This window comes from 'Nostoc azollae' 0708 (assembly GCF_000196515.1).
Classification (GTDB): Bacteria; Cyanobacteriota; Cyanobacteriia; order Cyanobacteriales; family Nostocaceae; genus Trichormus_B; species Trichormus_B azollae.
Genome location: NC_014248.1, coordinates 2272973 through 2299007 on the forward strand (window position 1 = coordinate 2272973; position 26035 = coordinate 2299007).

Below are 26035 nucleotides of genomic sequence, written 5' to 3' on the forward strand. Positions count from 1 at the left end.
ACATAATCACAATTTAGTTTTGCTTCTTGTATATAAAAACGTACAAATTCAGAATAAAAACCACCTACAAAGTTGTACCAACAAAGTTGTACCATCTATGAATCGAGTACTGGTTAGTAAGTACATTAGTTGATAACTTCTTATGAGAAAGTAAACCTATATTGTCTACCAAGCTGTTTTCTGAGTCAAACGAATTTAATTGATGCATACGAATTATTTTATGACTTATGTATCATATCTCATAAATTATGTTTTGTTTTAATGAAAGCTTGCAATGAGCCTACATTCCTCAACCCTGGGGGAAGCCACGCAAACTGCACCTACAAGTTGGGTCACCTGTTCACTGTGCTAGCTTCCCTACAACCTTTTTTCGGTCAGTCAAATGAAGGCCCAAAAAAGTGATCTATCTATAGTCGTCTATTAATCATTACCCGATTTTTCACTACTAGCTTTTAATTTTGGATAAGCAATGCGTTTATGATGAAATTGCTGCCAAACATCCACAAATATTTGAGCAACTTTCGACATTTCTTCCTTTGTCAATCCTGAATCTATTAATTGCTCATCTTGCCATTTGCCACGGATAATATTATTCAACATATTTAATGCTTGTTCTGGAGTCGCATCTTTGAGACTTCGCAACGCAGCTTCACAGGAGTCAGCTAACATGACAATTCCTGTTTCTCTAGATTGAGGAATAGGACCATCATAACAAAAGTCGGCTTTGTTGACAATTATACTAGGATTATCCTTAGCCATTTCTTGGGCTTGGTGATAAAAATATGTGATCGCCATTGTCCCCTGATGTTCAGGAATAAAAGCTTGAATTACTGTCGGTAAACTGTGTTTCTTAGCCATCACCAAACCTTCAGTCACGTGCTTTTTAATAATTGTCGCACTCTGCCAAGGGTCTTTAATTTCCGTCTCATGTTTATTCGGACTCCCCATTTGATTTTCAATAAATCCCAGAGGGTCATGCATTTTACCAATATCATGGTAAAGCGTCCCAGCCCTTACTAATTCAACATTACAGCGCAGTTTTTTAGCCGCCGCTTCCGCTAGAGTCGCTACAAACAAAGTATGTTGAAAAGTTCCTGGAGTTTCAGTAGCGAGTCGCTTTAACAAAGGGCGGTTAGGGTTAGCCAATTCTGCCAAGCGGATGGGAGTGACGAGATCAAATAGTTTTTCTAAATAAGGACTTAAGCCTAAAGCAATAATACTCCAAGCCAAACCAGATAAAGCAAACAACAGAGAGTCTTGGAGGACGATATACCATCCTGAACCAAATGCTGCACCAATAAGTATATTTAAAACTAAATAAATACTCCCTTGAGTCAAGGCAATCACAATACCTAATAACGCCAGTTCTTCGCGGGATTTGAACCTCTGTGCTAAATAACTGCTCAAAATTCCTCCCGCAGCACCAGCTAAAAGAACAATCTTACTAATGCCTATACTGACTGGTAGTATTAATGATAATAGTAGCACAACTGTTACACTTAAATTCGAGCCGTAGAAACTCCCCAACAATAACCCGATGGCGCTCCAGGTAGTGTAGGGTACACCCATCGCTAGAACACTAGGGATACTTAGAGTTAGCAGTAATATCAACAAGCGATCGCGTTCTCGCAAATGATTACCAAGCCGCCGGTCTACCCAAGCAAAAACCCCAAGGGCTGCGCTAACCAAGCCTGTTACCCCTATCAAAGCCAGCCAATTTAGTTCTCGACGAATCAAATGATAATACTCTAAGACATCAGATTTCCATTCTGTAATCCGTTCTCCTTTGTTAACAATTACTTGTCCTTGACGGACTTTTTCCATCACAGTTGGAACTTGATCTGCGGCTATTTCTGCCTGTTGTTTGGTTTTTTCTTCATCTTGCTGGAGATTCGGCCGCAGCACAGCCAATAAAACCTTAGTTGCTAAGGATTCAGCTTCATCAGGTACAGACTTTTGCACTTGTAAACTCACCGCATCCTGCAAAATACTGAATGGTACTCCTGGCGCTATGCCTTGAGTAAGAATCCTTTCTGCACTTTCATGGATTCCCATTTGTGTTTTTATCCAATCTTCATCTGACAAATCCAAAAGCAGAGTTGCCGCATATACTGCTTGTTTTCTTTGAGTCTCTATCTGTAAAAGTTTGGCAGTTGCTTGAACATATCCTTGTCTGATTTGGGATATTTGGGTAATCAGTAAAGAGAAATTCTTGTTTGGGGCAGTGATACTATAAGCACCTAATTCTGCTAAGGCTTGATCAAAATCAGGTTTACTAATCTTACTTTCCTCTTTAATTGCAGGTGTAGATAGAGGCAACAACGGACTAGGCATAGGTCTAGAAAACACCAGTCTATCTGCTGTTCTTGATTTAGGCATCAACAATTTATTATTTTGTTTCTGATAATTTGCTAAAGCCACTTTTAGCCGTTGCCATTCGGATTCCAAACAAGAACGGAGGTATCGCTGGTTAGGAACAGACAAAATTGAAACATCGAAAAAAGGAAAAGACCCAGCAACACCACGAAGTTCATTCCCATCTTCGAGAATTTGTCGTAAATGTTCGTTAATTTGCTCATTTTTTCGGGTATTAATCATCAATATAGCGTGTGTATTTGTTTTTGCTACTTTGCGATCAGCTTCAGTTTGTTGTCTATTTTCGATACTTGCAGTATATGGAGCAATAAATGTTTGTGGTGCAATAGTGCCAATTTTCATCTGGGGTTGATTGTATAATTCATGCCCCATTACACCAGTAATAGATACCACAGCCATAAACAAAATTACAGCAGAACGCTTTTCATGTAACCAACTGAAAACTACTGCATGAAAGCCATGATGAGTTTTGAAAGATTTTGCAGTTGATTGAGGTGCTTTTCTTGCTTGTCGGTGTCCACCTTGATCAGTAGTCGGTAATAAATACAGAAGTAGATTCTTGAAAATAGTTCTGAAAATATTCCTGAAAACTTTTTTGTTGCCAGTTCCACTCTTGGAATTACTCACCGAACCAAGCCTCTTTACTTGACGGTATAACACTTTGTACTGTCGCCGCCATTGCCTCAATTGCTGGGTCAAGGACTGCCAAAATTGCTGCGTTTTCATTACTTCTGGCTGTAGTTCCGATACAAAATGCTAAATTCAGTAGATCAACAAGTTTTTAGTCAAGGCATACACACAACAGTAATGTTTTCCTAGACAATAAGTACCTGGGCGAAATTAATCAAACATTTTTGGGAAAAACAGAAATCTCCGTATTGCTTACAGCAGATAGCAGATCAATGAGGTACAGAATCTAAGTTAAAACCTAGACAGCAAGAGAGTTTTACTCCTGACTCCTGACTCCTGCTGTATCTGTTCCCTGTTAAGAGTTTCCTGTTTCTTCCTCTAAATGCAAAATTTATTTTGCACCACTACTTATTCAAAGAGTTTGTTTGAAAGTGTAAGTGGAAAGGCGCAAAAAACCAAAGTATGTAATTAAAAGTAAAGTTGCCCAACAACCTCTTTTTTTTGGGAGCATCCCAAATATGTAAGTTTACTGTCATGCTCTAGCTTGCTTCCCGCACGGTATGAAGTGCTGCACTAACAAAATGACAATTTATGTATGATATTTTTGCAAAATTGGTATGCTCCCTTCTTTTCTGCCTTCTGCTTTGGATATTATTGATTTTTTAGCGTGGGCGAATGACACTTGGTGCAGCATAGATTGAAAGTAGGTTCCCATTCATGCCGTATCCTGGTTTTGTTAATTCCTGAGTATTGGGAGTAACAGTATACACACCTGACCAAACCTCTACCAGTGTATTTGCTAATTCTAACATCTGAGAAAAGTTTTTCAGTCCCCATGGGGCTGAGTTAGTAGCTGGGAATAAAACCTGCCAATTAACAGGTATGCCGACTGCAGTATTATATGCCCCTGATAAGGCACCAGTAATTGCACTTCTAGATTGTGAGCCTAAACACCAATATTCTTGCTTCCGAGTATGATTATTAACTCGCAAAACTGTCAGTCGGAAGTCTTCCAATGTACTCAAAAAACAATAAATAGCTAATGCAATATTACTACTTAGTTCCTCTTGCTTGGTCAATTCGCCCCGCACCTGTTCTAATCCGGCATCTTGGGCTAATAAACTATTTACTTTTAATAAAGTTTGTGGTATTGAAGTTGTAGTTTTTCCTAGAAAAGAAATTGTTTGGGGAATAAGGGTAATGGGGTCAAGTTTTTCTGTCAAAGATTGAGCGATCACATATCCTATTACTAAAGCTGCATCTGTCATCACTGGGTTAGTATCCCAAATTTGTAATACTTGCAGCAAATTTTTTTTAAGTTTAATAGTGTCTTCGTGAAAAAAAATTACCACTGGTAAAGTGGCTAAAATTATTTTCCCCCAAGCAATATGAGTAATATTTAAATCAACGGCAGCTTGTTGGTAACGCTTTAACCAATCATCTACATCTAATCTACCGTACTCAATTAAACTTTGTACACCCAAAATCGTCATTGCACCTAAATCACAACGATTGTGAGTAGCTAAACTCTCCCCTAGAAATGCTCCCAGGAAAATACCTCTAACTCGACTTACGAGAGAATAACGCATATAATTTTAGATTTATTAGATTTTGGAATATTTTATCTATTTGCTCCAAAAATCAAAATCCACAACAAACTGTTAAACTTCGTCCTTTTTCAGATGATGTATCAATGCTTGTAAGCCTAACAAATAACTTTGCATACCAAAGCCACTAATTTGACCAATTACCACTGGAGCTATGTAAGAATGATGACGAAAATCTTCTCGCCGATAAATATTACTTAGATGTACCTCCACTGTTGGTAAATTCACCGCTGTGATCGCATCTCTGAGAGCTACACTCGTATGGGTATATGCCCCGGCATTAATTACAATTCCTTGATGTTGTCCTAATGACCCATGAATTGCATCCACTAAGACTCCTTCATGATTAGACTGTAAAACAGTAACTCTCGCCTCTAACTTCCGTCCTTCTGCTTCCAACAGTCCGTTAATATCCGCTAGGGTTAGAGAACCGTAAATTCCCGGCTCTCGCTGTCCTAGTAAATTGAGGTTTGGCCCGTGCAGTACGAAAATACTTAAAGAAGGCAATGTTAACTCCAATTACTTTAAATATTTATCGACGACGAGAACGTTCGTTCACAGGAATCGGAATCAGTTCCGGCTCCGGTTCAGATTCTGGCCCCAGCAATGCCTCAACTAGCTTCCGTGCTAACTCTTTCAGCTTTTCCAGTACCTTTTCTATATAGTCCATTGAACTGAACGCTCCTGAGATAATACCTCAATTTTAATTGAACTTTCTTTGCAGAAACTGGCGTATTGTCGCACTTCTGGTTTCTAACAGGGCTGATACATTTCTGTATTTAGGAGAAAATAAACCAATTGCAAAATTTAGTTTTGTGTTTTTCCTTACTTATTAGATTATCACAAGCTAAAAGGAAAGGGTAATGCTGTTTCGGTTGAATGTTGCTATAGGAGGATACAGGGCATTGGGCATTGGGCATTGGGAATTACTTTTGAATGTTGCTATAGGAGGATACAGGGCATTGGGCATTGGGCATTGGGAATTACTTTCTTATCCTCCTGCCTCCTGATACCGCAGCGTGGCGACAGCCATACTCCTTAATTCTTAAGATTTCATAATTCCCCATTTCCCCTGTCCCTAATTTGATGCTTCTTTCTTTTTCGCTCTACTCATTGATGATTTAGTAGTTGACTTAGTTTTAGAACTCGTTGATTTAGTAGTTTTGCGTGTTGTAGATTTTGTAGATGCCTTAGCTTGAAGTAATTCTAGTGCAGCAGAAAGCGTTACTGTTTCTACGGTCTGACCTTCAGGAAGACTGACATTAGTTTTGCCGTGCTTAATGTAAGGGCCATAGGGTCCATCATAGATATTAATTGGTGAATCGTCCTCTGGATGTGTCCCCAATTCCCGTAAAGCCGCTTTAGATTTGCTAGTGCTAGAAGCACGTCCCTTTTTCGGTTCTGCCAACAATTCCAATGCACGCTCCAAAGAGATTGTCAATACATTATCAACTGCTTTGAGAGAACGGTAATCTTTTCCTTCCTTGCCCTGGTCATGGACAACATAGGGACCAAAACGACCTAAACTAGCTTGAATTCTACTATTTGTCGCTGGATGAACTCCCAATGTCCGGGGTAGTGCCAACAGCCCTACAGCCATGTCTAAAGTGAGATTTTCCGCTGTGACACCTTTGGGAAGAGACACTTGTTTAGCCTTAGGGTTTTCATCAGTTTTGTCACCCAACTGCACATAAGGTCCATAGGTGCCAATCTTCACATAAATTGGTTCACCAGTTTCTGGATGCCTTCCCACCTGGTCTGGTCCGGTGGTTTTTTGTCTGAGTAAAACTTCTACCTGTTTGGGGTCGAGGTCTGCGGGTGTCAGATCTTTGGGAATGGAAGCTGTAACAACACCTTCGCCATTTTCTACTTCAATGTAAGGACCATATTTACCAATGCGGACTTTAGCATCTAAATTTTCTAGTTCTACAGTTCTGGCTGTAGTCGCATCAATTTGACTTTCCCGTTCTCTCACCAGGGTTTCTAAACCTTTTTCTCCCAGATAAAATTTCTTCAGGTAAGGTAGCCATTTAGCTTCACCTGTAGCAATGTCATCTAGAGTTTGCTCCATTTTGGAGGTAAAACTGGGATCAACAATATCGGGGAAATGTTTCTCTAATAAATCAGTGACAGCGAAGGCTGTGAAAGTTGGAATCAAGGCATTACTCACCAAGTGAGCATAACCTTTATCGATGATAGTGCCAATAATGCTGGCGTAGGTACTAGGACGACCAATACCTTCACTTTCTAAGGTTTTAACTAGACTAGCTTCGGTGTACCTAGCTGGAGGTTGAGTTTCATGATCCACTGCTTCCAGTTCTGTACAGGTAGGATGATCTCCAACTTTGAGGGGTGGTAAAATGACTTCTTGGTCTTCTAATGCAGCTTCGGGATCATCGGAACCTTCTACGTAGGCGCGTAGGTAGCCTGGGAAATCAATACGTTTTCCAGAAGAACGAAAACTAGCTTCTTCAACTTGTAGCTGGACAGTAATTTGGGTTTGGCGCGAGTCAGGCATTTGTGAGGCGACAGTACGCTTCCAAATTAAGTCATATACTGCAAATTCCCGTCCACCTAAACCTGTTTCTTGGGGCGTGCGGAAGGTGCTACCGGCGGGGCGAATAGCTTCGTGTGCTTCTTGTGCGCCTTTGGACTTGGTGGTGTATTGTCTCGGCTGAGGGCTGAGATATTGTTTACCGTATTTTTTTTCTACACAACTACGAGCTGCTGCGATCGCTTGATCTGACAAATGCACCGAATCTGTACGCATATAGGTAATATACCCTTGCTCGTACAAATTTTGGGCAACCCGCATTGTATCCCGTGCTGAAAGGCACAACTTACGGTTAGATTCTTGTTGCAGCGTCGAGGTAGTAAACGGTGGTGCGGGTTTGCGCGTAACTGGACGTTCTTCAATATTGTTGACATTCCAGGTTTTACCCGTGAGTTGTTCCTGGAGTTCTACGGCTTGTTCTTTGTTTAACAACACCACATTGTGCCCAGCAGTAATTTGTCCTGTGGCGGGATCAAAATCACTACCTGTCGCTACTTTGGTACCTCCTAGCGTCACTAATTGGGCTCTAAAGGGGGTTTTTTCCTGTAGTAAGCTAGCTTTTAAATCCCAATAAGTACCTTCATGGAAAGCTCGGCGTTGGCGTTCCTTCGTGACTAAAAGCCTGACTGCTACAGACTGGACTCGTCCTGCGGATAAACCCCAAGCAATTTTTTTCCAGAGCAGAGGTGATAGGGTGTACCCTACTAATCGATCTAAAATTCTCCGGGTTTCTTGAGCGCGAACTAACTGCTCATCAATAATACGGCAGTTTTGCAAAGCCTTTTTAATGGCCTCTTGAGTAATTTCATGAAACACCATTCGCTTTGTGGGAATTTTTGGCTTCAGCAACTGGTATAAATGCCAACTAATGCTTTCACCTTCCCGATCTTCGTCAGTTGCCAATATTAATTCATCAACACCTTTGAGGGCATCTTTAAGCTGAGTGACAATTTTCTTTTTATCCTTGGGAACGACATACACCGCTTCAAAGTCGGCTTCTATATTCACCCCAAGCTGCGCCCATTTTTCCCCTTTGACAGCCGCGGGAATTTCACTAGCTGACTGTGGAAGGTCACGTACATGACCCATAGAAGCCTCTACCCGATAGTCTTGTGGCAGGTAGTTGCGAATGGTACGAGCTTTGGTTGGAGATTCGACGATGACGAGAGTTGACATGGAAATTTCAAAAAAAAGAATAGCTGTGAAGCTAAACAGTCAAGTTGAGATAATTTTGGCGAAATGTCAAGATGAAATATCACGCCTAAGCAGTTATTTAATCCTTACACAAACTGCCCAAAAGGGTGAAAACTCTTTCAACTTTAGGTACAGTCAGCCCCAGAAGACTGGAAATGGCAATGCAAAATGCAAATTGCTTAGATATTTCCATCTTTAACTTATCTAACGCACAATTGGCGACTACAATTTTCAAAATATCCCTGAAGTTTAAGTCGTTTGATTCCTTCTTTGTTTGATGGCTGGGAGTTGTGAGCAATTCTAAATTCTGGTTCACTTGACTACGCAGCAAGTTGAGAAGCAAAGGATACCTCACTTACACTTTATCTAAAGTACGATATGCTTCGCGTCAAGCCTACAAAGCATCGCGCTTTTGGAAAATTGAGAAAAAAGGTAAGTAATATTATATTTATTTAGGCTAATCTACGTAGTATTACGAAATTAAGTATTATTCGATAATATAAGCATAAAACTAATTCCTAACAAAATCTCTCAAGTTTAGCTTCATCAAATACTTACACCCCGACGGGGAAAATAGTTATGAATATTGATTTGCGCAAACAAAATGTTTGAATTATTCGCAATCTTAATTGGTGTTTTTTCTGAGCAAGCAACTGCCATTCGGGATTTTCAGTAAAATTAATTATCCTAATTTATGAGTTCTCCGGTTTTTATATTTCAAATAAATGAAAATACTACCTTGATTTCAGTAACAAATAGAGTTAACCGAAGAAACCTAAAGTTTTCACACATATTTCTTCCTGTTTGGTAATATGGTAACTATAGACTGAAATCAAATTTTACACGGTATCTAACTACATGAGAGTAATGAAGCTCTCATCAGCAAGAAACTTGTAGAACATCTGATAGAATCACTCGGATTTAATCAACAAGAGCAGGTTTCACAATTAATTTTCTATAGGAAATGGAAAACTTGATTTTGCAGTTCGCAAAAATACTGTTAGTGATAGTTTCTAATGTTGGAGAACTCATCCATATTTACTAGTCGAAGTCAAAGCATGAGGAACAGGTGCAGGAGCAAATATTAATTTATCATAAGGGACTCCTCAATACGTCAGCACTATAGAGCAAATCACAAGATATTTAATTCCTGCCAATTGTCAAAAATGTCAATGGGCATTATTACTAGTTCAGTTCATATCCAGCTATTTAGACGACATGGGAAACTTGTTGTACCTGCCACTGCTAGTCTTTTAATTTAAAAAGAGTAAGGATTCAGGTGGTGGGGTATTGACAAGTGTGATAGGTGAGGCAGAATATAGCAGTTATGGAAAAGAAGCTGCCACCAAAACTAGACAGACTGGTAGGAATCATTTGGGAACAGAGCAACTGGTAGGAATCATTATTTACCAGGGGAAAAGTAGAGAGAACCTAAGAAATAGAGTAGTAGAACTGGAAAAAGAAATAGAGAAACTCAAAGTCAGTAGAGATTTAGAGACCATAACATTATCCAAACCACCGTCGGGAGACATCCTCAAAAAAACGGAGAACAAACAAGAAGAGAAACAAGAAGAGAAACAAGAAGAGAACCAGACACGAAAACGGAAACCAGGAGGACAACCAGGGCATAGGGGAAAAAGGAGAAAGGTGTTTGGTGGAGTAGATAGAATAGATTTGAGATAGTGGGACGGCAAGTGTATGGATGGTGAGCTCAGGGGGGATTATTTGGCGAACCAATAAAAGTGGAAACACAACAAGTAGGGGAGTTGGTGGACAGGCTAATGGCAGTGGATTTGCAGTCTGTGTGGGCAAACACAAAGGGAACACTGGTCACCAGAGATAGTACCGGGACAAGATATAGGAATCACAGGACAAGCTTTTTTGGGATGGATCAATAACTAGGGTCATTGACCCTATGAAAAACAACACTTCTTGTTGTGGGCACTGGGTCCAATAGAAATTGGAGTAGGAACATTATTAAGTACCAATAAAGGAGTAGATGGTCCAGTGGCTCAAAGTATTCATAGCCTCAAACAGTGGATCAAACAAACCCAGCCTCATATCCTTGGGGATGAAACACCCTAAGTAGTCAAAGGGGTGAAACAATAGTTATGGATTTTTGCCAATAGTGACTTCCCTTTATTTCATGGGTCCTGATACTCCTTGTCCTGGCGAATTAGAATCCATTGTGGGTTCAAGTTACTCTGGTGTACTCAGTTCTGATGACTTTACTGCCTATAACGGTTATGCGGTCACAGCTCAACAGAAATGCCAGGCACATCTACCCTACCCCGTCACTTCAAGACACTAATCAAGATTCCTGGCTTCAATCACCAAGAAATTGGCACAAAATTCATGGACCTCATAGATGAAGGTTTTAAAAACTACCCTTTATTCCAACAAACCCAAAACCTTCATGAATTCTTGACTTGCCCATCCTAGTTTCAACCAAAAGTTGAATCTTCCATTCATTCATTGATCAAGCCCCAGGGGAACCTGGTAAACTTTTACCTTCCTTAGGCAATAGACCTTGATCATAATTTAGCTGAACTAAGGTTAGGTTTAGCACTGACACAAGGAAAAGTCTGTGGTGGTTCTCTTTCTCTGGAGCTATTCCAACATACTGCGAATTTATTGACGGTTATACAAACTTGTCGCCGTCAAGCACTTTCTCGAATTGAGTTTTTTGACCAACCTATGAAAGCCATGGTTCACTCTGCTTTCCATAGACCTTCTTTAATCCCTCTTCCTTAGACCTGAATCCTTACAAGAAAAAGTAAACATTGTTGTCTAACTAGCTTTTTTACTGTGTGAAAAAAGCTGGAAGTTTCAGGTGCATAATTTATATTTTCATGGCTACTGGATTTAAAGAAACTATAGTTCTGAATTGCTTGTAAATGTAGGTTTGTATACTAACTCGTCAAGTACATAATGTGGGTTTAGCAGCAATTCTCACCCAAATGGGAGAAAAAGTCCTTGTAATTGACTTCGAGCTACAACAAGGAGATTTAACTAACTCCCTTAGATTACAATTAGGAAAAATAGGTTTATATGATTGTCTAACTGATAATTTTTTAGATATTTACAATACTATTAAGCCTTTTGCAGTAAATTTAAATCTGGAAAGAAATTAAAACTTGATGTTATCCCAGCAGATCCAAAAATGGGATTATTTACAGAGCAAGACTTGTTTGCAAAAATTGACAAAGGTTCTGCTAGATTAAGAAATGATATTAATATTTTCAGAAATGAATATGATTACATATTTATTGATTGTCCTACAAATTTAATGTTTTTCAGTTAAAGTAGCTTGTATACCTATAATACTGTGATGCTACCTACCAAACACAACAATTTAGCATCTCTAGAGAATGCAGCAAAAGTAATTAAAGATTTTATCCCAAAATAACATAGATGGTTTTGACAAAGTTGATATAGAAACAGCCGCTGATGTTATTTTTATTGTCAGTAAAGGTAAATGAAAAAGCTTAAATCGTATTTCTAAGCTTCAATGTGGTATTAATACAACTAAAATCAAGACTTGGGAAAAAGTGTTTAATCTCTAAATATAAAACTTACCGAAGTAGGTAAATCATGATTCAGGTCTTACAAAAACCAGTAACTTTTTAGGTGTTGCTAGCACTTGGATAAATGTGCGACCTGTATTACAGAGGAAGAAATTAACCAGTTGAGAGTAATTCTTCATCATTTGCAGCCCTAATTAGGCATGAGCTTCGCTATAATATGACATGGTATTTATCAGTAGAATTATTCAGATTTAATCCCCAATGAGCATCCGTGAGTTTAAAACATACGGATAAATGCAATTTTGGTCAAGAACTATAGATAGAATTAACTCAGTTAGCCTTGATCTCTAATCGACAAAACCTATACATCTCATGGATTTTGCTAATATTGCATCCCAGTTAAATGCGGGAACGATTTTACCAGAGGGAATTGTTATTCTCACCCTCTTGGGGGTTTTGATTGTTGATTTGATTTTGGGGCGTACATCTTCACGCTGGATTGGATATCTAGCGATCGCAGGTTTATTCGCTGCAATTGTCGCCCTATGCTTACAATGGGATGCTACCAATCCCATCGGTTTTACTGGTAGCTTTAATGGTGACGACCTCAGTATTACCTTTCGGGGTATCATTGCTCTGTCTGCCATTGTCACCATGTTGATGTCCATTCGTTATGTTGAGCAGAGTGGTACTGCTTTAGCAGAATTTATCGCCATTTTGATGACAGCTACTTTGGGAGGAATGTTCTTATCAGGTGCTAGTGAGTTAGTGATGATTTTCATCTCCTTGGAAACCCTGAGTATTTCCTCTTATTTGTTGACAGGTTATACCAAGCGTGATCCTCGTTCCAATGAAGCGGCGCTGAAATACCTGTTAATTGGTGCTTCTAGCACGGCAGTATTTTTGTACGGTGTATCACTGCTGTATGGTTTATCCGGTGGACAAACAGAACTGAGTGCGATCGCTAATGGTATCGCCGCCGCCAATGTTAGTCAATCTCTAGGTTTAGTGATTGCCCTTGTTTTCGTCATTGCCGGGATTGGTTTCAAAATCTCCGCTGCACCCTTCCACCAGTGGACACCAGACGTTTATGAAGGCGCTCCCACCCCAGTTATTGCCTTTTTATCCGTCGGTTCTAAAGCTGCGGGTTTTGCCCTGGCTATCCGCTTATTAACGGTAGCTTTCCCCCTAGTTGCAGACGAGTGGAGATTTGTCTTTACTGCGCTTGCAGTCCTCAGTATGGTATTGGGTAACGTCGTTGCCCTTGCTCAAACCAGCATGAAACGGATGTTAGCTTATTCATCTATTGCTCAAGCCGGTTTTGTCATGATTGGCTTAATTACTGGTACGGATGCTGGTTATTCCAGTATGATATTTTACTTGCTGGTTTACCTCTTTATGAACCTGTGCGGCTTTACGTGTATCGTTCTTTTCTCTCTGCGGACAGGAACAGATCAGATTACAGAATACTCAGGTCTGTATCAAAAAGATCCACTACTCACATTAGGTTTAAGTATTTCTCTCTTGTCCTTGGGTGGTATTCCCCCACTAGCTGGGTTTTTTGGGAAGATTTACCTATTCTGGGCAGGTTGGCAAGGTGGCCTTTACTGGTTAGTTTTGCTAGGTTTAGTTACCAGCGTTGTTTCCATCTACTACTACATTCGTGTCGTGAAAATGATGGTGGTTAAAGAACCTCAAGAAATGTCCGACGTAGTGAAGAATTATCCTCAAGTGCGTTGGGATCTACCAGGTTTGAGACCTTTACAAGTAGGGTTGATAGTAACTTTAATTGCTACCTCTATCGCGGGTATTTTATCAAATCCTCTGTTTACTTTAGCTAATAATTCAGTTGCTAATACTCCTATTTTGCAAGCTGCAAAAATAGCGAGTAGTCAAGCAAGTGTAATTATCACTGAACAAGCAGAGAAGTTATAGATTCATTAATGGGTAATGGGTAATTAACTCATTGCCCATTTTTGTTCATGTCAGAATCAGGACTTAAAAGTTCTGATTCTGCTAATAGATGAACCAATACATCATTCTAGCCAATTGGGACCACTGAAAAACTCTCCATCAGCCCAAAAGGTTTTACAGACCAAAGAACCTTGTCCGGTACTACTAAAATTTTGAGCAGCCCTGAAGTCGGTTGCAATTACAATAAGTAGGTGGGTATTAAAAATTGTCGTTGAAAAAAACCCTGCCATTCTCTTTAAATAAGTAAAAAATGGCAGGTGTTGTCAATCTATAGAGCTTTCATCGACTGAAGTATTTTCGGTGGCAAAGATAATAGAAACAGCTAACACTACTTAATTTTCTGTTTAATAAATGTCACAACCTGAGTTAACTGTTTCTTCAAACTATAAATTTCTGCTTGCATTTTAGCGATTTTTTCATTTAGAGCCTGAATTTCTGCGGAAGAAACACCTTCTCTAGAACCTGGTTTTGCTGAAACTGATTCTTTTGGGAGGGGAGTGATTCCTGGGGTGTTAATTTCTGGACGGCCTTTTTTAGTAGCCTTAGCCATAGCTGACTTGATTGCACTAATCAGCTGTCTCTGGTCAAAAGGCTTGTTAAGAAATTCAAAATATTCAAATGGTTCAGGGATTTTTTCTGTTATCTCTTCCTTGCGACCAGACATAATCACTAAAGGAATTTTCTTTAATTCTGAGTTGGCCTGAATTTTTTGGAAAACTTCCCAGCCACTCATTTTCGGTAATATAAAATCCAACATGATCAGGCTGACTTTTTCATTTAGGATCAGATTATATCCTTCTAAACCGTCTTTTGCTTCCAATACCTCAAAATTGCCCGGAGGTAACATTTCTCGTACTTTTACCCTAACAACTGTAGTGTCATCGATAACTAAAATTTTGTTGGCCACGACTGATTACTCTACCAAAGACTATAAGTTTAGATGGCTGATTTGCCGCTTGACATTAAGAATCCTCCCACTATATACAAGATTTATGTAAATTGGGGGAGAGTATATTTCTGTATAATTGCCGAAATCGCAAGTCCTTTGTACAATTTTTGCTTGCGTTGTGGTTACTTGTTAGTAAGCTATTACTACATTTACTTTTTTGACTGCTCCCGAACCTGAAGGTACAGGGATTTTTAAGCAGCTCAAAAAAGCACTATTCAAGGTGTGGTCAATGCACCTCTAGTAACTCCATTGAGATTTAACCCCAATGTGGTTGTTACTTTTCTCAAGCTTCGTGTTCCCTGTTACCTGTTATATATTACTACAGGCTTTCAAGGTAAATTAAGGTGCTCAAGGATTTATACTAACCTATACTAGTATATCTTTATAGCTGTATTTTTTTTAGATAGCTGAAATGTTTATGAGCTCTTCCAGAAACGTCGAACTCAAATCAGAAATTGCAGCAATACCTAGCTGGTTGCGTCGTTCTATTGGTAAGGCCAGTGAAATTTCCACTGTACAACGTATTATTAAGCAGCGCCAACTTCATACCATTTGTGAAGAAGGCCGCTGTCCTAATCGGGGGGAGTGCTATGCCCAAAAGACTGCAACTTTTTTACTTATGGGACCGACTTGCACACGGTCTTGTGCTTTTTGTCAAATAGATAAAGGTCATGCCCCTATGCCTGTAGATGTGGAAGAACCGCAAAAGGTGGCTGAGGCAGTACAGCTTTTGGGATTGCGCTATGTGGTACTGACTTCTGTAGCCCGTGATGATTTAGATGATGGAGGTGCAGGGCATTTTGTCAAAACTATGGAAACGATTCGCCAAATCAACCCAGAAACACAAATTGAAGTGCTGACACCAGATTTTTGGGGTGGTACCGATGTCGGTGAGACTGGTCAAAAACGACGGATAGAAATGATTGTTACTGCCCAACCGGCTTGTTTTAATCATAATGTGGAGACGGTACGTAGATTAACTGGTCCTGTGAGACGAGGCGCAAAGTACGATCGCTCATTAAGTGTATTGGCAACAGTAAAAAAAATTGATGTCCGTATTGCCACCAAGTCAGGTTTAATGCTGGGACACGGAGAAACTAGGGAGGAAATAATTGAAACAATGGCGGATCTGCTGGCTGTGGGGTGCGATTGCCTAACATTAGGTCAATATATGCGCCCATCTTTGGAACATCTACCAGTTCAAAAATACTGGACACCAGAAGAATTTGAGGAACTTAGGAAAATAGCTGAAGACATGGGCTTTAGTCATGTTTGTTCCGGTCCATTGGTCCGTAGTTCCTATCATGCGGGGTCAGTTGACAGTTAACAGTTATCAGTTATCAGTGTCTCCCCAGTCCCCAGTCCCCAATCTTCACACAAATATTTTTAAAGATTCTGGGGAATTGGGGCTTCTGTTTGGTATTTGTTAAAAAGTCATCAAGTCAGGAGAACCAAATTATGACCAAAGGTAAAGCTGCTAAACCTACCTACGCTTTCCGTACAGGTTGGGCGTTGTTATTGTTGGCTATCAACTTTTTGGTAGCAGCTTATTACTTCCACATCATTGACTAGTTACTAAGTAGACTGGTGCTGCTGAAATCAGTGAACAGTTACCAGTTATCAGTTATCAGTGCATGGTGAGGCTTTTCAGCCCTTGATGTCACTGATAACTGGTAACTGTTAAATCGTGCCTTTGAATAAACCTTTGGGACGGATTAGCAATACTAAAATCATGATTAATAAGGCTATGCCTTGTTTGTACTGTGAACCCAGCCAAGGGGTGCTGACTTCTTGAACAATGCCAATGATAAAAGCAGCTGTGATCGCACCGTAAGGGTTGCCGATACCTCCTAAAATTACGGAAGCAAATAAGGGGAGAATCAAAAACCAACCCATATTTGGTCTGACAGCAGTAATTAAACCGTACATACTACCGCCTAAAGAAGTTAAAGTACCACCAATTACCCAAGTCCAGAGAATTACTCTATCAACGTTAATGCCAGAGACTCTAGCTAAGTCTAAATCATCAGCTACTGCTCGCATGGCTTTACCAATTTTGGTTTTTTGCAGTAAGTAGTGAAGCAACGAAATTGCTACTATTGATAACCCCAGTACCCATAATTGATTTTGCGGTACTCTTATTTGACCCAATTCTAAAGCAGGGGTGACAGGGAGATTATAGTTTTGATTTTTACCACCCCAGATAAAAATAATGCCGTTGCGGAGAAATAAAGCCAGACCAATAGAAATAATGATCAGTGTAGTCGAAGTAGCCCGAATCGACCGCATTTTTGACCATAGTAATTTTTCTGCCAGTAACATTGCAGCTACTGTACCAACTACAGCTAAAATCATTGATAGCCAAATATTTACCCCCAGGGTATTTACCACCAGTGTTAAATAAGCTCCCAATGTAAGGAAATCACCGTGGGCAAAATTAGATAGCCGTAAAATTCCGTAGGTCAGGGTAAGTCCAACTGCTGCTAAGGCAATAATACTACCTACAGAAATTCCGTTAACTATTAATTGAGCTATTAGTTCTGTATCCATTGTTATTAGTTAGCATGAAAAAAATCAGTGTGACTTTTTTAGAAAAGTCTGTAATTAAGTGTTACAATCGGCACTGTCAATTATAATTGACAATTAAAAAGGATTTATCCGTTTATATACATAAAAAAAATCCAGTTCGCATTTTCCTGCCAAGCTCAGTTTCTTTGGCCGTCTAGTTCACCATGCAGCAACCTTCAAGTTTACCAGAACAGAACTCACAGATAGACGGAACGCCAACTCTTTTGCAAACAATCCAGCAACTGCGGGATGACTTGTGGTTAGAAAGTAGCTTGAATCAGTTGCAAAGCCGATTGTATGAATGCCTGCTTTCAGCTGCTAACACTATGTCACAGGTGATAACCCCAGAAGCAGAGATTTTTCAAACCGTTGTAAATGAACTGCATCAGGCTTTAAATGGCAGTTGGATAGGGTGTACGCATTGTGCCGTAGGCATAGCTCAATGTCAACCACAAGAAAAAAACGGTAGAATTTGTTATGTTTCTAGGTTTTCTACCGTGGAAACACGAACTACAGAAATTAGCTATAAACAACGGACAAAGCTGGAGTTTAAATTAGACGCTGCTATCAGATTAGAAGATTTACAGCAAATGGAGAGACAAAAACCACGGATTGCTTGGCCTTTAGTTGATGATTCTAGAGATGTGATGGCATGGCTAATTATTGCCACAGCTAAACCACGCGATCATCGTGAGCAAATTCATCCATTACAGATTCAACTGCGATCACAATTAATCACAAAGACAATCCAGCACTTTAATACAGCCTTAGCACAACTGAGGCAAATTCAATTTTGGCAACAACGTTGTCAACAGTTAGCTAACTTTAATCAGGAACTAGAACGCACCAATCAACTCAAAAACCAGTTTCTGGCCAATACCAGCCACGAAATTCGCACCCCGCTTAGTTCTATTATTGGATTCACCCATCTACTGCTGGCACAAGGTTACGAACCAGAAAGACAACGCCATCAAGAATATTTACACATCATCCAATCTAGTGGTAAGCATTTGCTAGACCTGATTAACGATATTTTGGATCTCTCTAAAATTGAAGCTAACCAACTAGAAGTGCAATGGGAAATAGTCGAAGTATCAACATTATGCCGTAATGTTTTAGCTTTGGTAAAAGAGAAAGCTGCTAACAAAGGGTTGAAACTACGGTTGGAAATAGAGAATGATGTCACAAATTTAGTAGTCGATCCCTTGCGACTCAAGCAAATGCTATTAAATTTATTATTTAACGCTGTAAAATTTACAAATTTAGGAAGTGTTGGTTTACGGGTATCTATAAAAGATTTATACTTACGATTTTCAGTTTGGGATACTGGTATTGGCATTTCCCAGGAAAACCAAACACGCTTGTTTCGTCCCTACAGTCAAATTATTAATCCTGGTGCTGGAAGCAATGAAGGTAGCGGTTTGGGGTTAGTGGTGACACAGCAACTTGCAGAAATTCATGGTGGTTATTTAGAATTGGAATCAGCAATTGATCAAGGTTCATGTTTTACCATTGTCCTTCCTCTCAAGCCACAGGGGAGAGCTTCGGAAGCTATCGATATCAAGGCAGAAGAAGATTCAGAAATTAGTCAGGAGGTGAAAAAATATTCTGATTCCCAATCTTCTTCTCGTATATTCATAAATACCTCACGAGTAATTTTATTGGTAGAAGATGATTTAGCCAATTCCGAATTAATAAGAGTTTATCTTGGTAGATTGGGTTATCAAGTAACTTGTGTTAAGAATGCTCAGGAAATGTGGACAATGCTGCCACAAATAGAACCAGCAGTTATTTTAATGGATGTGAGTCTACCAAATGCCAATGGTTTGAACTTGGTAAAACAACTCAGAGACAATATTGAATATCAGCAGATACCAATAATTGCTCAAACAGCAATGACAATGAAAGGAGATAGAGAAACTTGTCTAGCCGCCGGTGTGGATGACTATATTTCTAAACCTATAGATTTACAACTTTTAGGTAGTATAGTGGCAAAATATAGCTAATTATCAGAATCAGGATTTGCAGGATTTACAAGATGAAGATATTTGATTACTTTCCATTTAGGAAAATAATGACTATTGAGAATATTTTGAGGAGTAAAATAGAGAAACTTGAATTGCGATATCATTTCTGGACCAAGTATGGGAACGAAGGAACTGATTAATGATTACAATAGTAGTGGTCAGGTGTTATTAGTTTTGGGAGGATGGAGAAATGACACTAACAGAAAAACTAGAACAAGTAAAACATTTATTTGTGGAAATGGGGCAGGCTTTGATAGCCTACTCAGGGGGAGTTGATAGTACATTAGTGGCCAAGATTGCTTATGATCTGTTGGGCGATCGCGCTTTGGCTGTAACTGCGGTCTCCCCTTCCCTACTACCAGAAGAATTAGCAGACGCAACAGCACAAGCAGCAACTATTGGCATAGCCCATAAAATCGTCCAGAGTCACGAGATGGAAAATCTCAATTACACCTCTAACCCTATAAACCGTTGCTATTTTTGCAAAAGTGAATTGCACGACACACTCAACCCATTAGTATTAGAGTTAGGATATTCTTATGTAGTAGATGGGGTCAATGCAGATGATTTGCATGATTATCGCCCCGGAATTCAAGCAGCAAAAGAAAGAGGTGCGCGATCTCCCCTAGCAGAAATAGGTGTCACAAAAGCCGAAGTTCGTCAACTTTCTCAACAACTCGGATTACCTTGGTGGGATAAACCACCCCAACCATGTTTAAGTTCTCGCTTTCCCTACGGCGAAGAAATTACCATAGCCAAATTACACCGAGTCGGTAGAGCAGAAATCTATTTACGAAATCTGGGTTGGGAGAATTTACGGGTACGTTCAGAAGGTAATACAGCCAGAATAGAATTGCCACCAGAGAAAATTCAAGATTTCATCTTAACTACAGATTTACCCACTCTCCTGAGTACATTTCAGAATTTAGGATTTATCTACGTCACGTTAGATTTAGAAGGTTATCGAAGCGGCAAGTTAAATCAAGTCTTACAACAGATTGCAGCCAGATGAAGAGCCAAACTTAATTAATTTCTTTCTTATACCCACAGGGTTTTGCGACTAACTCCTCATAGCGCAGCATGGCGTAAGCCATACTTCTGAACTCCTCATACCTCACAAACCTTGAGCAACCTTATATTAGAGAGGTCTGAAAATTTAGAAAGGAGTCTGTATCTGGCTTTCCATAGTGTTAAGATGAGGAAAGAGCCAAGGAAGGAAGCAGGGTTGGGAATAGTTACGGATAGTTCCTATCCATGAAGATGTTGATGACTAATTCATAACTGACCTCATATCCATAACATTTATGAAATGGGCAAAACTAATGAACCAATTCCTAATGTAATGTAACTAAACTACAAATAGTTAGTAAGAATTACTTGTGAGTAAATTGGGGAATCCAGGGGAAATGTTTGTTGAGGTACCCGGAATATTTTTACAAGTCTAATGACCTGTTCAACAAAAATCCCCTTGGTGGAAAACTCTTTGTTTCCTGCCTTTTATTCTGAGACGCCATGGCATAATCGCTATCATGTTTTTCTACCTGTTCAAGGAGACTAGGAGGGAAAACATTTTGTAATATCTCTAACCAGTAATGAAATGTGTCCTTTGCTTCCGTTTTCTATATACCGAAATGGAAACCTAAAACCTCAAATGTTAGAATTTTCCTCCAATAGAACAAGGATAGACATACCTGTTCTTTTATCTCTAGTTTCCCTTTCCCCCATGCTCCTTTCTGATTTATACCTATGTTGTTACTTTCTATGTCACCTTGAAGTTTCTTATGCTGCATTTCAGCTCGGGCTAACAAGTCTTGAAACTGATGGTTAGTTATTCCCAGTATTTGTTTTCTACGATGTGGATATTCTTGAATATAGTTAATTTAGTGGATTTTTCCTTTTGGTACACCCTCAAAATTCCCTTCTACCATTTTTTTGGCACCAAGTTGATTTTCCTGACAGGTCTATTCCATTTGTTGCAAGGCAAATCGCCATACATCATATCCTTCAGGTGATAAATGCACCCCATCAGTTGTTAAATCTGAACGCAAATTACCATCTAAGTCAGCAAACCAATTATTGATATTCAGATAATAAACGCCTTCCTGTTTCGCAATTAAAGCAATTTTGGAATTGATATAACGAATCCGACGGTTAGAAATTTGGGCGTGGCTAACAGGCAGAATTGATTGCACCATAATCTGACTTTTTGGGTGAGTCTGACGCAAGCTGCGAATAATCCGGCGATGATTAATCAGAATTTTTTGGTCACTAGCACCCCTCAGCAAATCATTAATCCCAATCATCAGATAAATTACTTCTGGGCGTGTTGTCGAAAATGCTGACAATCTTCTCAATACACCTTCAGACCTATCTCCAGATATCCCTTGATTCAGCCACAATTTACCAGTAGGGAGTTTTCCTTTAGGAAACCACATACTCAAAGAATCACCCACCAAAATACTCAAACGATTTTTACCCTGACCTTGAGAAATTGCCCTAGCTTCCATAGCTAATAAGCTTTTCCAGTCTTCATAACTAAGTTTCTGTTGCTTAACTGACTTCGACAAAGACTGTAAATCATCATCATCCACACGAGTGTATATCTGACCAGTCTTCAGGGACGCTAATCGGAGATAGTACATTTGACTTCCAGATACTAAACTTTGCTTAGTTTTTTGAGAACTGAAGCTTAGTGAAGTTTTTTTAGGCTTGGGCAAAACGTAGTTAGTTAACTCTGCTAACAAGATGTCAACACCAGAAGTAATTTTCTGACCTACTTTTAGCTGCGAACCATCTGATACTGATATAAATTGACTGCTAAATTCTGGATGAGAGATAACTTTGTCACGTACTCGTGGCTGTAAGCTTGCTGGTTTGGAAGGAACTTGACTACTGAATTCTGGTGAGGAAATATCAACATTAGAGATGACTTTTTTACCTACTGGCGACAGTGAACGTGCTTTTAAAGCATCCGGCAAACCAGTATTTTCTGGAGCGATACTCGATATCTTTGGGAGATCAGATGTTGGTACTGTCAATCCTGTTAACAAGCTGGCTGCCAACAGATAAGGTTCATTCATTGTTTTTTATTTCCTTGCAAGTACTTGCTGCTTTTCCATATGACAGCCTGACCTGGCTGAATTCAGGAAAATTTTACTTTGCTGATGCCGTATCAATATCCCCCACCAGAATGTTATTTTGCATCTTTGAGTATCAAAAGGGACTACCAAGAAAAATGTTAAATTTTTTTATATATACAATAACGTCGTTTAAAGTGCTAAGATTTATGCGAAGTCATTAATGTTTCCATTTAATTCCGTGGCTAGAGCTAGTACTGCTATTGGTGTCAGTCCAATAATTAAAGAGATTGTGCAAAAACAGGCACATTCTACCCGTCTGACGTTGAAAGAGGTTATCCTCATGGGGATGTTAGCAATTGACAGACTTGATGATCAAAGTCGTCAAGAGTTGGCAGATCAAGTCCATCAAATGCAAGTGACTGGTGACATCTGAATCTGCATTGATTAGTCTAAACTCTAAAATCTCAAGTGCAACAAAATGAGCGGCACTCAAGACAATAGTAGAACGGCGACTAATCAATTATCAATTCTTAGCTAGATTCATAGCAGTGTCCCATTCCATCAACTTTGTTCAATTCACAAGAGATGCATTGGTATTGTTGAATTTCCGCAACAAAGACCGTTGTATTACAGACTGAGAAGGGATATCAAACCTGATTCCCTTCATGAATGAAAAACTGAATAAAGATCAGCGTGAAACTCTGATATTAATTAACAGATAACGCACTGGATGGCGTTTAATGACCGCTGATTTACAGCGGCATAAACACCATTAACATCAAATATTGGCAATTTCTAATCAGGTAGGTAGCATTGAACTTTAGTTATGCTTTACGGGTTTCTCGCAAATATAATGTCAATCAGGACAATCATGGAGTTTAATAGCTTTACTTGAGTAAATTTTATCTACTCTCTCTATAAAGCTAAAAAAAATTTTCTTTTATTAGACCTCTTGCAAAATTGTTTTTGTGGTATGACAGAGACTCTTAGATTTATTTTATGTATTTTTGGTGTTGTTTGCGAGCGCTAATAGACCTATCTTTCTTTAAAATAAATTGTATGAGAAAATAAACAGATTAGATGAAAATGTAAGTATCAATAATAAGTCCCTTAAAAAGGATAGAATGATAGGTAGAGGAATTAAAGTGATTGATTAGAATCAAATATGAAGGTTTTATCACATTAGTAGGATTAGCAGAAAAAAGGCATCGTTATAGTCAGGCGATAGAGACGGTATGTGGATTAATTAGGTTACATCTAAATGCTTCATTTATACTAAGCCATAATATTTGAATTATCAGATTTCACATTTACCTTTTTAGAAAGCTATGTTTCTCAAAATTATCAGAAATTTTGAGATTTTCATCCCCAAACCCTAATTTTTACGTTCAGCAATGATAGCTGTTGTATGTCAATTATATCTCCTGTAATCCCTTCACAGTAAGCTTATTAGCTTTTATAGACAGGTCTATTGGGTTAGGTGATGTCAGACAGGTGAAAGCCTGCAATTGCTGTTTGACCCCAGAATCTCCTCCCTTCTAGGGCGGGTAGTATGTGAATTTCTTATAGTTGTAGATGAGTTTTAGGCAAGAAAAGTGATTTTAACGCAGAGGAATACGGAGGTTAGGACAGAGGTACACTGAGGATTGATTAACGCCTAAAGGATGAAAAAAGATTTTGTTTTTCATCCTTCCTCATTTGATGCTTGATTCTGTTTATAGTGTTCCCACAGCACCAGAGTAAACTAAACCCCGTTGCATATCTAAAGTTAAAATCGCTCCATCTTTAATTACTTGTGTTGCTTCCTTAACACCAACTATTACTGGTACACCTAAACGTAACCCAATGACTGCGGCATGACTTGTGAGACTTTCATCTTCTGTAATAATTCCGCCTGCTTTGCGAATTGCATCTACAAAATCAACGCCAGTACGAGGTGCAACTAAAATATCACCTGGGTTAAAGTTACTTGCATCCATACCAGTATAAGCTACCCGTGCGCGGCCACTGACTGAACCCTGTCCTAGTCCTATTCCCTGTCCTAGTACCGCTGTTACTACTTCAACCTTAATCAAGTCTGTTGACCCAGAAACTCCTTGGAGAGTACCAGCAGTCATTACGACTAAATCACCTTCGTTTAAGAGGTTTTTCTCTTGAGCGACATTAATGGCTGCTTGAAATGTCTGTCCAGTTGATGGTAATTCCAGCACCAGTAGGGGTTTAACTCCCCAGACCATTTGTAGCTGTCGCGCTACATTTACATGGGGTGTGATCGCTAAAATGGGTGTTTTAGGTCGGAATTTAGAAACGTTGCGGGCTGTAGCTCCTGTTTGTGTCAAGGTCATAATTGCTGATGCGTTCAGATTTTCAGCAATTTGACCTACAGCTTGACTAATAGCGTTAGGAATAGAGCGTCTATTATCTCTTGATTGAGGAGAGTTTAAGTTTTGTGCTTCTTCTTGTTCAATACGTTCGGCGATTCGCGCCATTGTTGCTACTGCTTCCACTGGGTAATCACCAACTGCTGTTTCATTGGAAAGCATGACTGCATCTGTACCGTCGAGAATAGCGTTGGCTACATCGGATACTTCTGCACGGGTAGGACGGGGGTTGCTGACCATACTATCTAACATTTGGGTGGCGGTAATGATGGGAATTCCCAAACGGTTAGCTGTGGCAATTAGCCGCTTTTGCAGTACGGGAACATCTTCCGCTGGTAGTTCTACTCCTAAATCACCTCTAGCCACCATTACCCCATCACATAAGGATAAAACGGCTTCCATTTGTTCAATCGCTTCGTGTTTTTCAATTTTGGCGACTACGGGGACATTTTTGCCGATGCTGGAAATTAGTTCTTTAATTTCAATAATATCTTGGGGGTTGCGAACAAAGGAAAGTGCTACCCAATCTACACCTTGGTCTAAACCGAACATGAGATCCTCTCGGTCTTTGTCAGTCATAGCTTTGATTGATAGGTAAACTCCAGGAAAGTTAACACCTTTGTTGTTAGAAAGTTTACCTGCAACTGTCACACAACAGTGTAAATCACCTTTATCGCGGTTAATTTCCTCGACTAGCATTTCGACTCGTCCATCATCGAGGAGAATTTTTGCACCGACTGGGACTTCATCTGCTAAATAATCGTAGGTAACACAGCTAATTTCTTGGGTTCCTATGACTGGACGATTTGTCAATGTAAAGTGATCGCCCTTTGCCAAAACTATAAAACCGTTTTCAAACTGCCCCAAGCGAATTTTTGGGCCTTGCAAATCTTGGAGAACAGCAACTGGTCTATTGAGTTCAAAAGCGGTTTGCCGAATTAACCGAATACTACGCTGATGGTCAGCATGGGTTCCGTGGGAGAAATTAAGTCGCAGTGTTGTTGCACCAGCTTCAATAATTGCTTTCAGCATTTCTGGACTGCTGGTAGCCGGTCCAATAGTAGCAACAATTTTGGTTCGGCGCAGAGAATCTCTTAATTGCGTCATGGGGTGGTTTCAGGATTTGTTGGATCTATCTGGGAAATAATCGTAAATTAAGCGACCTCTC

At 39.5% G+C, this 26035-nt stretch carries 17 protein-coding genes and 1 pseudogene; 9 read left to right on the forward strand and 9 right to left on the reverse strand.

Going from position 1 to position 26035, the window contains the following annotated elements; translation table 11 throughout:
• Positions 1-420 precede the first annotated feature (420 nt).
• The 3 genes from AAZO_RS10375 to aroQ all read right to left on the reverse strand — a co-directional run bounded on the left by AAZO_RS10375 (position 421) and on the right by aroQ (position 5120).
• Positions 421-3102: an HD family phosphohydrolase gene (locus tag AAZO_RS10375; RefSeq protein WP_013191210.1), complete on the reverse strand. Its 2682-nt coding sequence runs from the start codon at positions 3100-3102 to the stop codon at positions 421-423.
• Between the two features lie 566 nt (positions 3103-3668).
• On the reverse strand, positions 3669-4595 hold the full coding sequence (locus AAZO_RS10380; protein ID WP_013191211.1) for an ADP-ribosylglycohydrolase family protein: 927 nt from the start codon (positions 4593-4595) through the stop codon (positions 3669-3671).
• Positions 4596-4667: 72 nt separating this feature from the next.
• The gene (gene aroQ, locus AAZO_RS10385) at positions 4668-5120 is read right to left on the reverse strand and encodes a type II 3-dehydroquinate dehydratase (RefSeq protein ID WP_013191212.1); all 453 of its coding nucleotides are present in this window, start codon (positions 5118-5120) and stop codon (positions 4668-4670) included.
• Positions 5121-5476: 356 nt separating this feature from the next.
• Between aroQ and AAZO_RS35250 the strand changes: the two genes are divergently transcribed.
• Positions 5477-5623 (forward strand): hypothetical protein, encoded by a 147-nt coding sequence (locus tag AAZO_RS35250; protein ID WP_013191214.1) that lies wholly within the window; start codon positions 5477-5479, stop codon positions 5621-5623.
• 68 nt (positions 5624-5691) lie between these two features.
• On the opposite strand, the gene topA is transcribed toward AAZO_RS35250, so the two are convergent.
• Positions 5692-8343, reverse strand: coding sequence for a type I DNA topoisomerase (topA, locus tag AAZO_RS10395; protein WP_013191215.1), 2652 nt, complete (start codon positions 8341-8343; stop codon positions 5692-5694).
• 1345 nt (positions 8344-9688) lie between these two features.
• On the opposite strand from topA, the pseudogene AAZO_RS43655 reads away from it, so the two are divergent.
• The 3 genes and pseudogenes from AAZO_RS43655 to AAZO_RS10420 all read left to right on the forward strand — a co-directional run bounded on the left by AAZO_RS43655 (position 9689) and on the right by AAZO_RS10420 (position 13823).
• Positions 9689-11115: pseudogene (locus tag AAZO_RS43655) on the forward strand (IS66 family transposase).
• 179 nt (positions 11116-11294) lie between these two features.
• Positions 11295-11495, forward strand: coding sequence for a ParA family protein (locus AAZO_RS10415; RefSeq protein WP_041639873.1), 201 nt, complete (start codon positions 11295-11297; stop codon positions 11493-11495).
• A 765-nt stretch (positions 11496-12260) separates the two neighbouring features.
• On the forward strand, positions 12261-13823 hold the full coding sequence (locus tag AAZO_RS10420) for an NAD(P)H-quinone oxidoreductase subunit N (protein WP_013191216.1): 1563 nt from the start codon (positions 12261-12263) through the stop codon (positions 13821-13823).
• A 367-nt stretch (positions 13824-14190) separates the two neighbouring features.
• Here AAZO_RS10420 and AAZO_RS10425 read toward each other — a convergent pair whose 3' ends face one another.
• Positions 14191-14769, reverse strand: a complete 579-nt coding sequence (locus AAZO_RS10425; RefSeq protein ID WP_013191218.1) for a response regulator — start codon at positions 14767-14769, stop codon at positions 14191-14193.
• 460 nt (positions 14770-15229) lie between these two features.
• Here AAZO_RS10425 and lipA point away from each other — a divergent pair, with 460 nt between their 5' ends.
• Together lipA and psaX are read left to right on the forward strand one after the other, a co-directional pair.
• On the forward strand, positions 15230-16138 hold the full coding sequence (lipA, locus tag AAZO_RS10430; protein ID WP_041639876.1) for a lipoyl synthase: 909 nt from the start codon (positions 15230-15232) through the stop codon (positions 16136-16138).
• Positions 16139-16269: 131 nt separating this feature from the next.
• On the forward strand, positions 16270-16383 hold the full coding sequence (gene psaX / locus AAZO_RS10435; RefSeq protein WP_013191220.1) for a photosystem I protein PsaX: 114 nt from the start codon (positions 16270-16272) through the stop codon (positions 16381-16383).
• 108 nt (positions 16384-16491) lie between these two features.
• On the opposite strand, the gene AAZO_RS10440 is transcribed toward psaX, so the two are convergent.
• Entirely contained in the window at positions 16492-17361 is an 870-nt protein-coding gene (locus AAZO_RS10440; protein WP_013191221.1) for a branched-chain amino acid ABC transporter permease, read from the reverse strand.
• A 182-nt stretch (positions 17362-17543) separates the two neighbouring features.
• Here AAZO_RS10440 and hrmK point away from each other — a divergent pair, with 182 nt between their 5' ends.
• Positions 17544-19385, forward strand: coding sequence for a hybrid histidine kinase/response regulator HrmK (hrmK, locus tag AAZO_RS10445; RefSeq protein WP_013191222.1), 1842 nt, complete (start codon positions 17544-17546; stop codon positions 19383-19385).
• 211 nt (positions 19386-19596) lie between these two features.
• Entirely contained in the window at positions 19597-20418 is an 822-nt protein-coding gene (gene larE / locus AAZO_RS10450) for an ATP-dependent sacrificial sulfur transferase LarE (RefSeq protein WP_013191223.1), read from the forward strand.
• A 607-nt stretch (positions 20419-21025) separates the two neighbouring features.
• On the opposite strand, the gene AAZO_RS37800 is transcribed toward larE, so the two are convergent.
• Both AAZO_RS37800 and AAZO_RS10460 read right to left on the reverse strand, forming a co-directional pair.
• Positions 21026-21196 (reverse strand): helix-turn-helix domain-containing protein, encoded by a 171-nt coding sequence (locus AAZO_RS37800; RefSeq protein ID WP_228371605.1) that lies wholly within the window; start codon positions 21194-21196, stop codon positions 21026-21028.
• A gap of 171 nt (positions 21197-21367) precedes the next feature.
• Positions 21368-22486, reverse strand: a complete 1119-nt coding sequence (locus AAZO_RS10460) for an SGNH/GDSL hydrolase family protein (protein WP_013191224.1) — start codon at positions 22484-22486, stop codon at positions 21368-21370.
• A 220-nt stretch (positions 22487-22706) separates the two neighbouring features.
• Between AAZO_RS10460 and AAZO_RS10465 the strand changes: the two genes are divergently transcribed.
• Positions 22707-22919: a hypothetical protein gene (locus AAZO_RS10465; RefSeq protein WP_013191225.1), complete on the forward strand. Its 213-nt coding sequence runs from the start codon at positions 22707-22709 to the stop codon at positions 22917-22919.
• 1282 nt (positions 22920-24201) lie between these two features.
• Here the strand turns inward: AAZO_RS10465 and pyk are convergent.
• Entirely contained in the window at positions 24202-25974 is a 1773-nt protein-coding gene (gene pyk / locus AAZO_RS10470) for a pyruvate kinase (protein WP_013191226.1), read from the reverse strand.
• Positions 25975-26035: the final 61 nt, after the last annotated feature.

Bases quoted from the DNA above. Each gene is read 5' to 3' on its own strand.
- psaX (WP_013191220.1), top strand. From the start codon at position 16,270: ATGACCAAAGGTAAAGCTGCTAAACCTACCTACGCTTTCCGTACAGGT.
- AAZO_RS10460 (WP_013191224.1), bottom strand. From the start codon at position 22,486: ATGAATGAACCTTATCTGTTGGCAGCCAGCTTGTTAACAGGATTGACA.
- AAZO_RS10465 (WP_013191225.1), top strand. From the start codon at position 22,707: ATGTTTCCATTTAATTCCGTGGCTAGAGCTAGTACTGCTATTGGTGTC.
- AAZO_RS10375 (WP_013191210.1), bottom strand. From the start codon at position 3,102: ATGAAAACGCAGCAATTTTGGCAGTCCTTGACCCAGCAATTGAGGCAA.
- AAZO_RS35250 (WP_013191214.1), top strand. From the start codon at position 5,477: ATGCTGTTTCGGTTGAATGTTGCTATAGGAGGATACAGGGCATTGGGC.
- pyk (WP_013191226.1), bottom strand. From the start codon at position 25,974: ATGACGCAATTAAGAGATTCTCTGCGCCGAACCAAAATTGTTGCTACT.
- AAZO_RS10380 (WP_013191211.1), bottom strand. From the start codon at position 4,595: ATGCGTTATTCTCTCGTAAGTCGAGTTAGAGGTATTTTCCTGGGAGCA.
- topA (WP_013191215.1), bottom strand. From the start codon at position 8,343: ATGTCAACTCTCGTCATCGTCGAATCTCCAACCAAAGCTCGTACCATT.
- lipA (WP_041639876.1), top strand. From the start codon at position 15,230: ATGAGCTCTTCCAGAAACGTCGAACTCAAATCAGAAATTGCAGCAATA.
- AAZO_RS37800 (WP_228371605.1), bottom strand. From the start codon at position 21,196: ATGCAGCATAAGAAACTTCAAGGTGACATAGAAAGTAACAACATAGGT.
- AAZO_RS10420 (WP_013191216.1), top strand. From the start codon at position 12,261: ATGGATTTTGCTAATATTGCATCCCAGTTAAATGCGGGAACGATTTTA.
- hrmK (WP_013191222.1), top strand. From the start codon at position 17,544: ATGCAGCAACCTTCAAGTTTACCAGAACAGAACTCACAGATAGACGGA.
- AAZO_RS10440 (WP_013191221.1), bottom strand. From the start codon at position 17,361: ATGGATACAGAACTAATAGCTCAATTAATAGTTAACGGAATTTCTGTA.
- larE (WP_013191223.1), top strand. From the start codon at position 19,597: ATGACACTAACAGAAAAACTAGAACAAGTAAAACATTTATTTGTGGAA.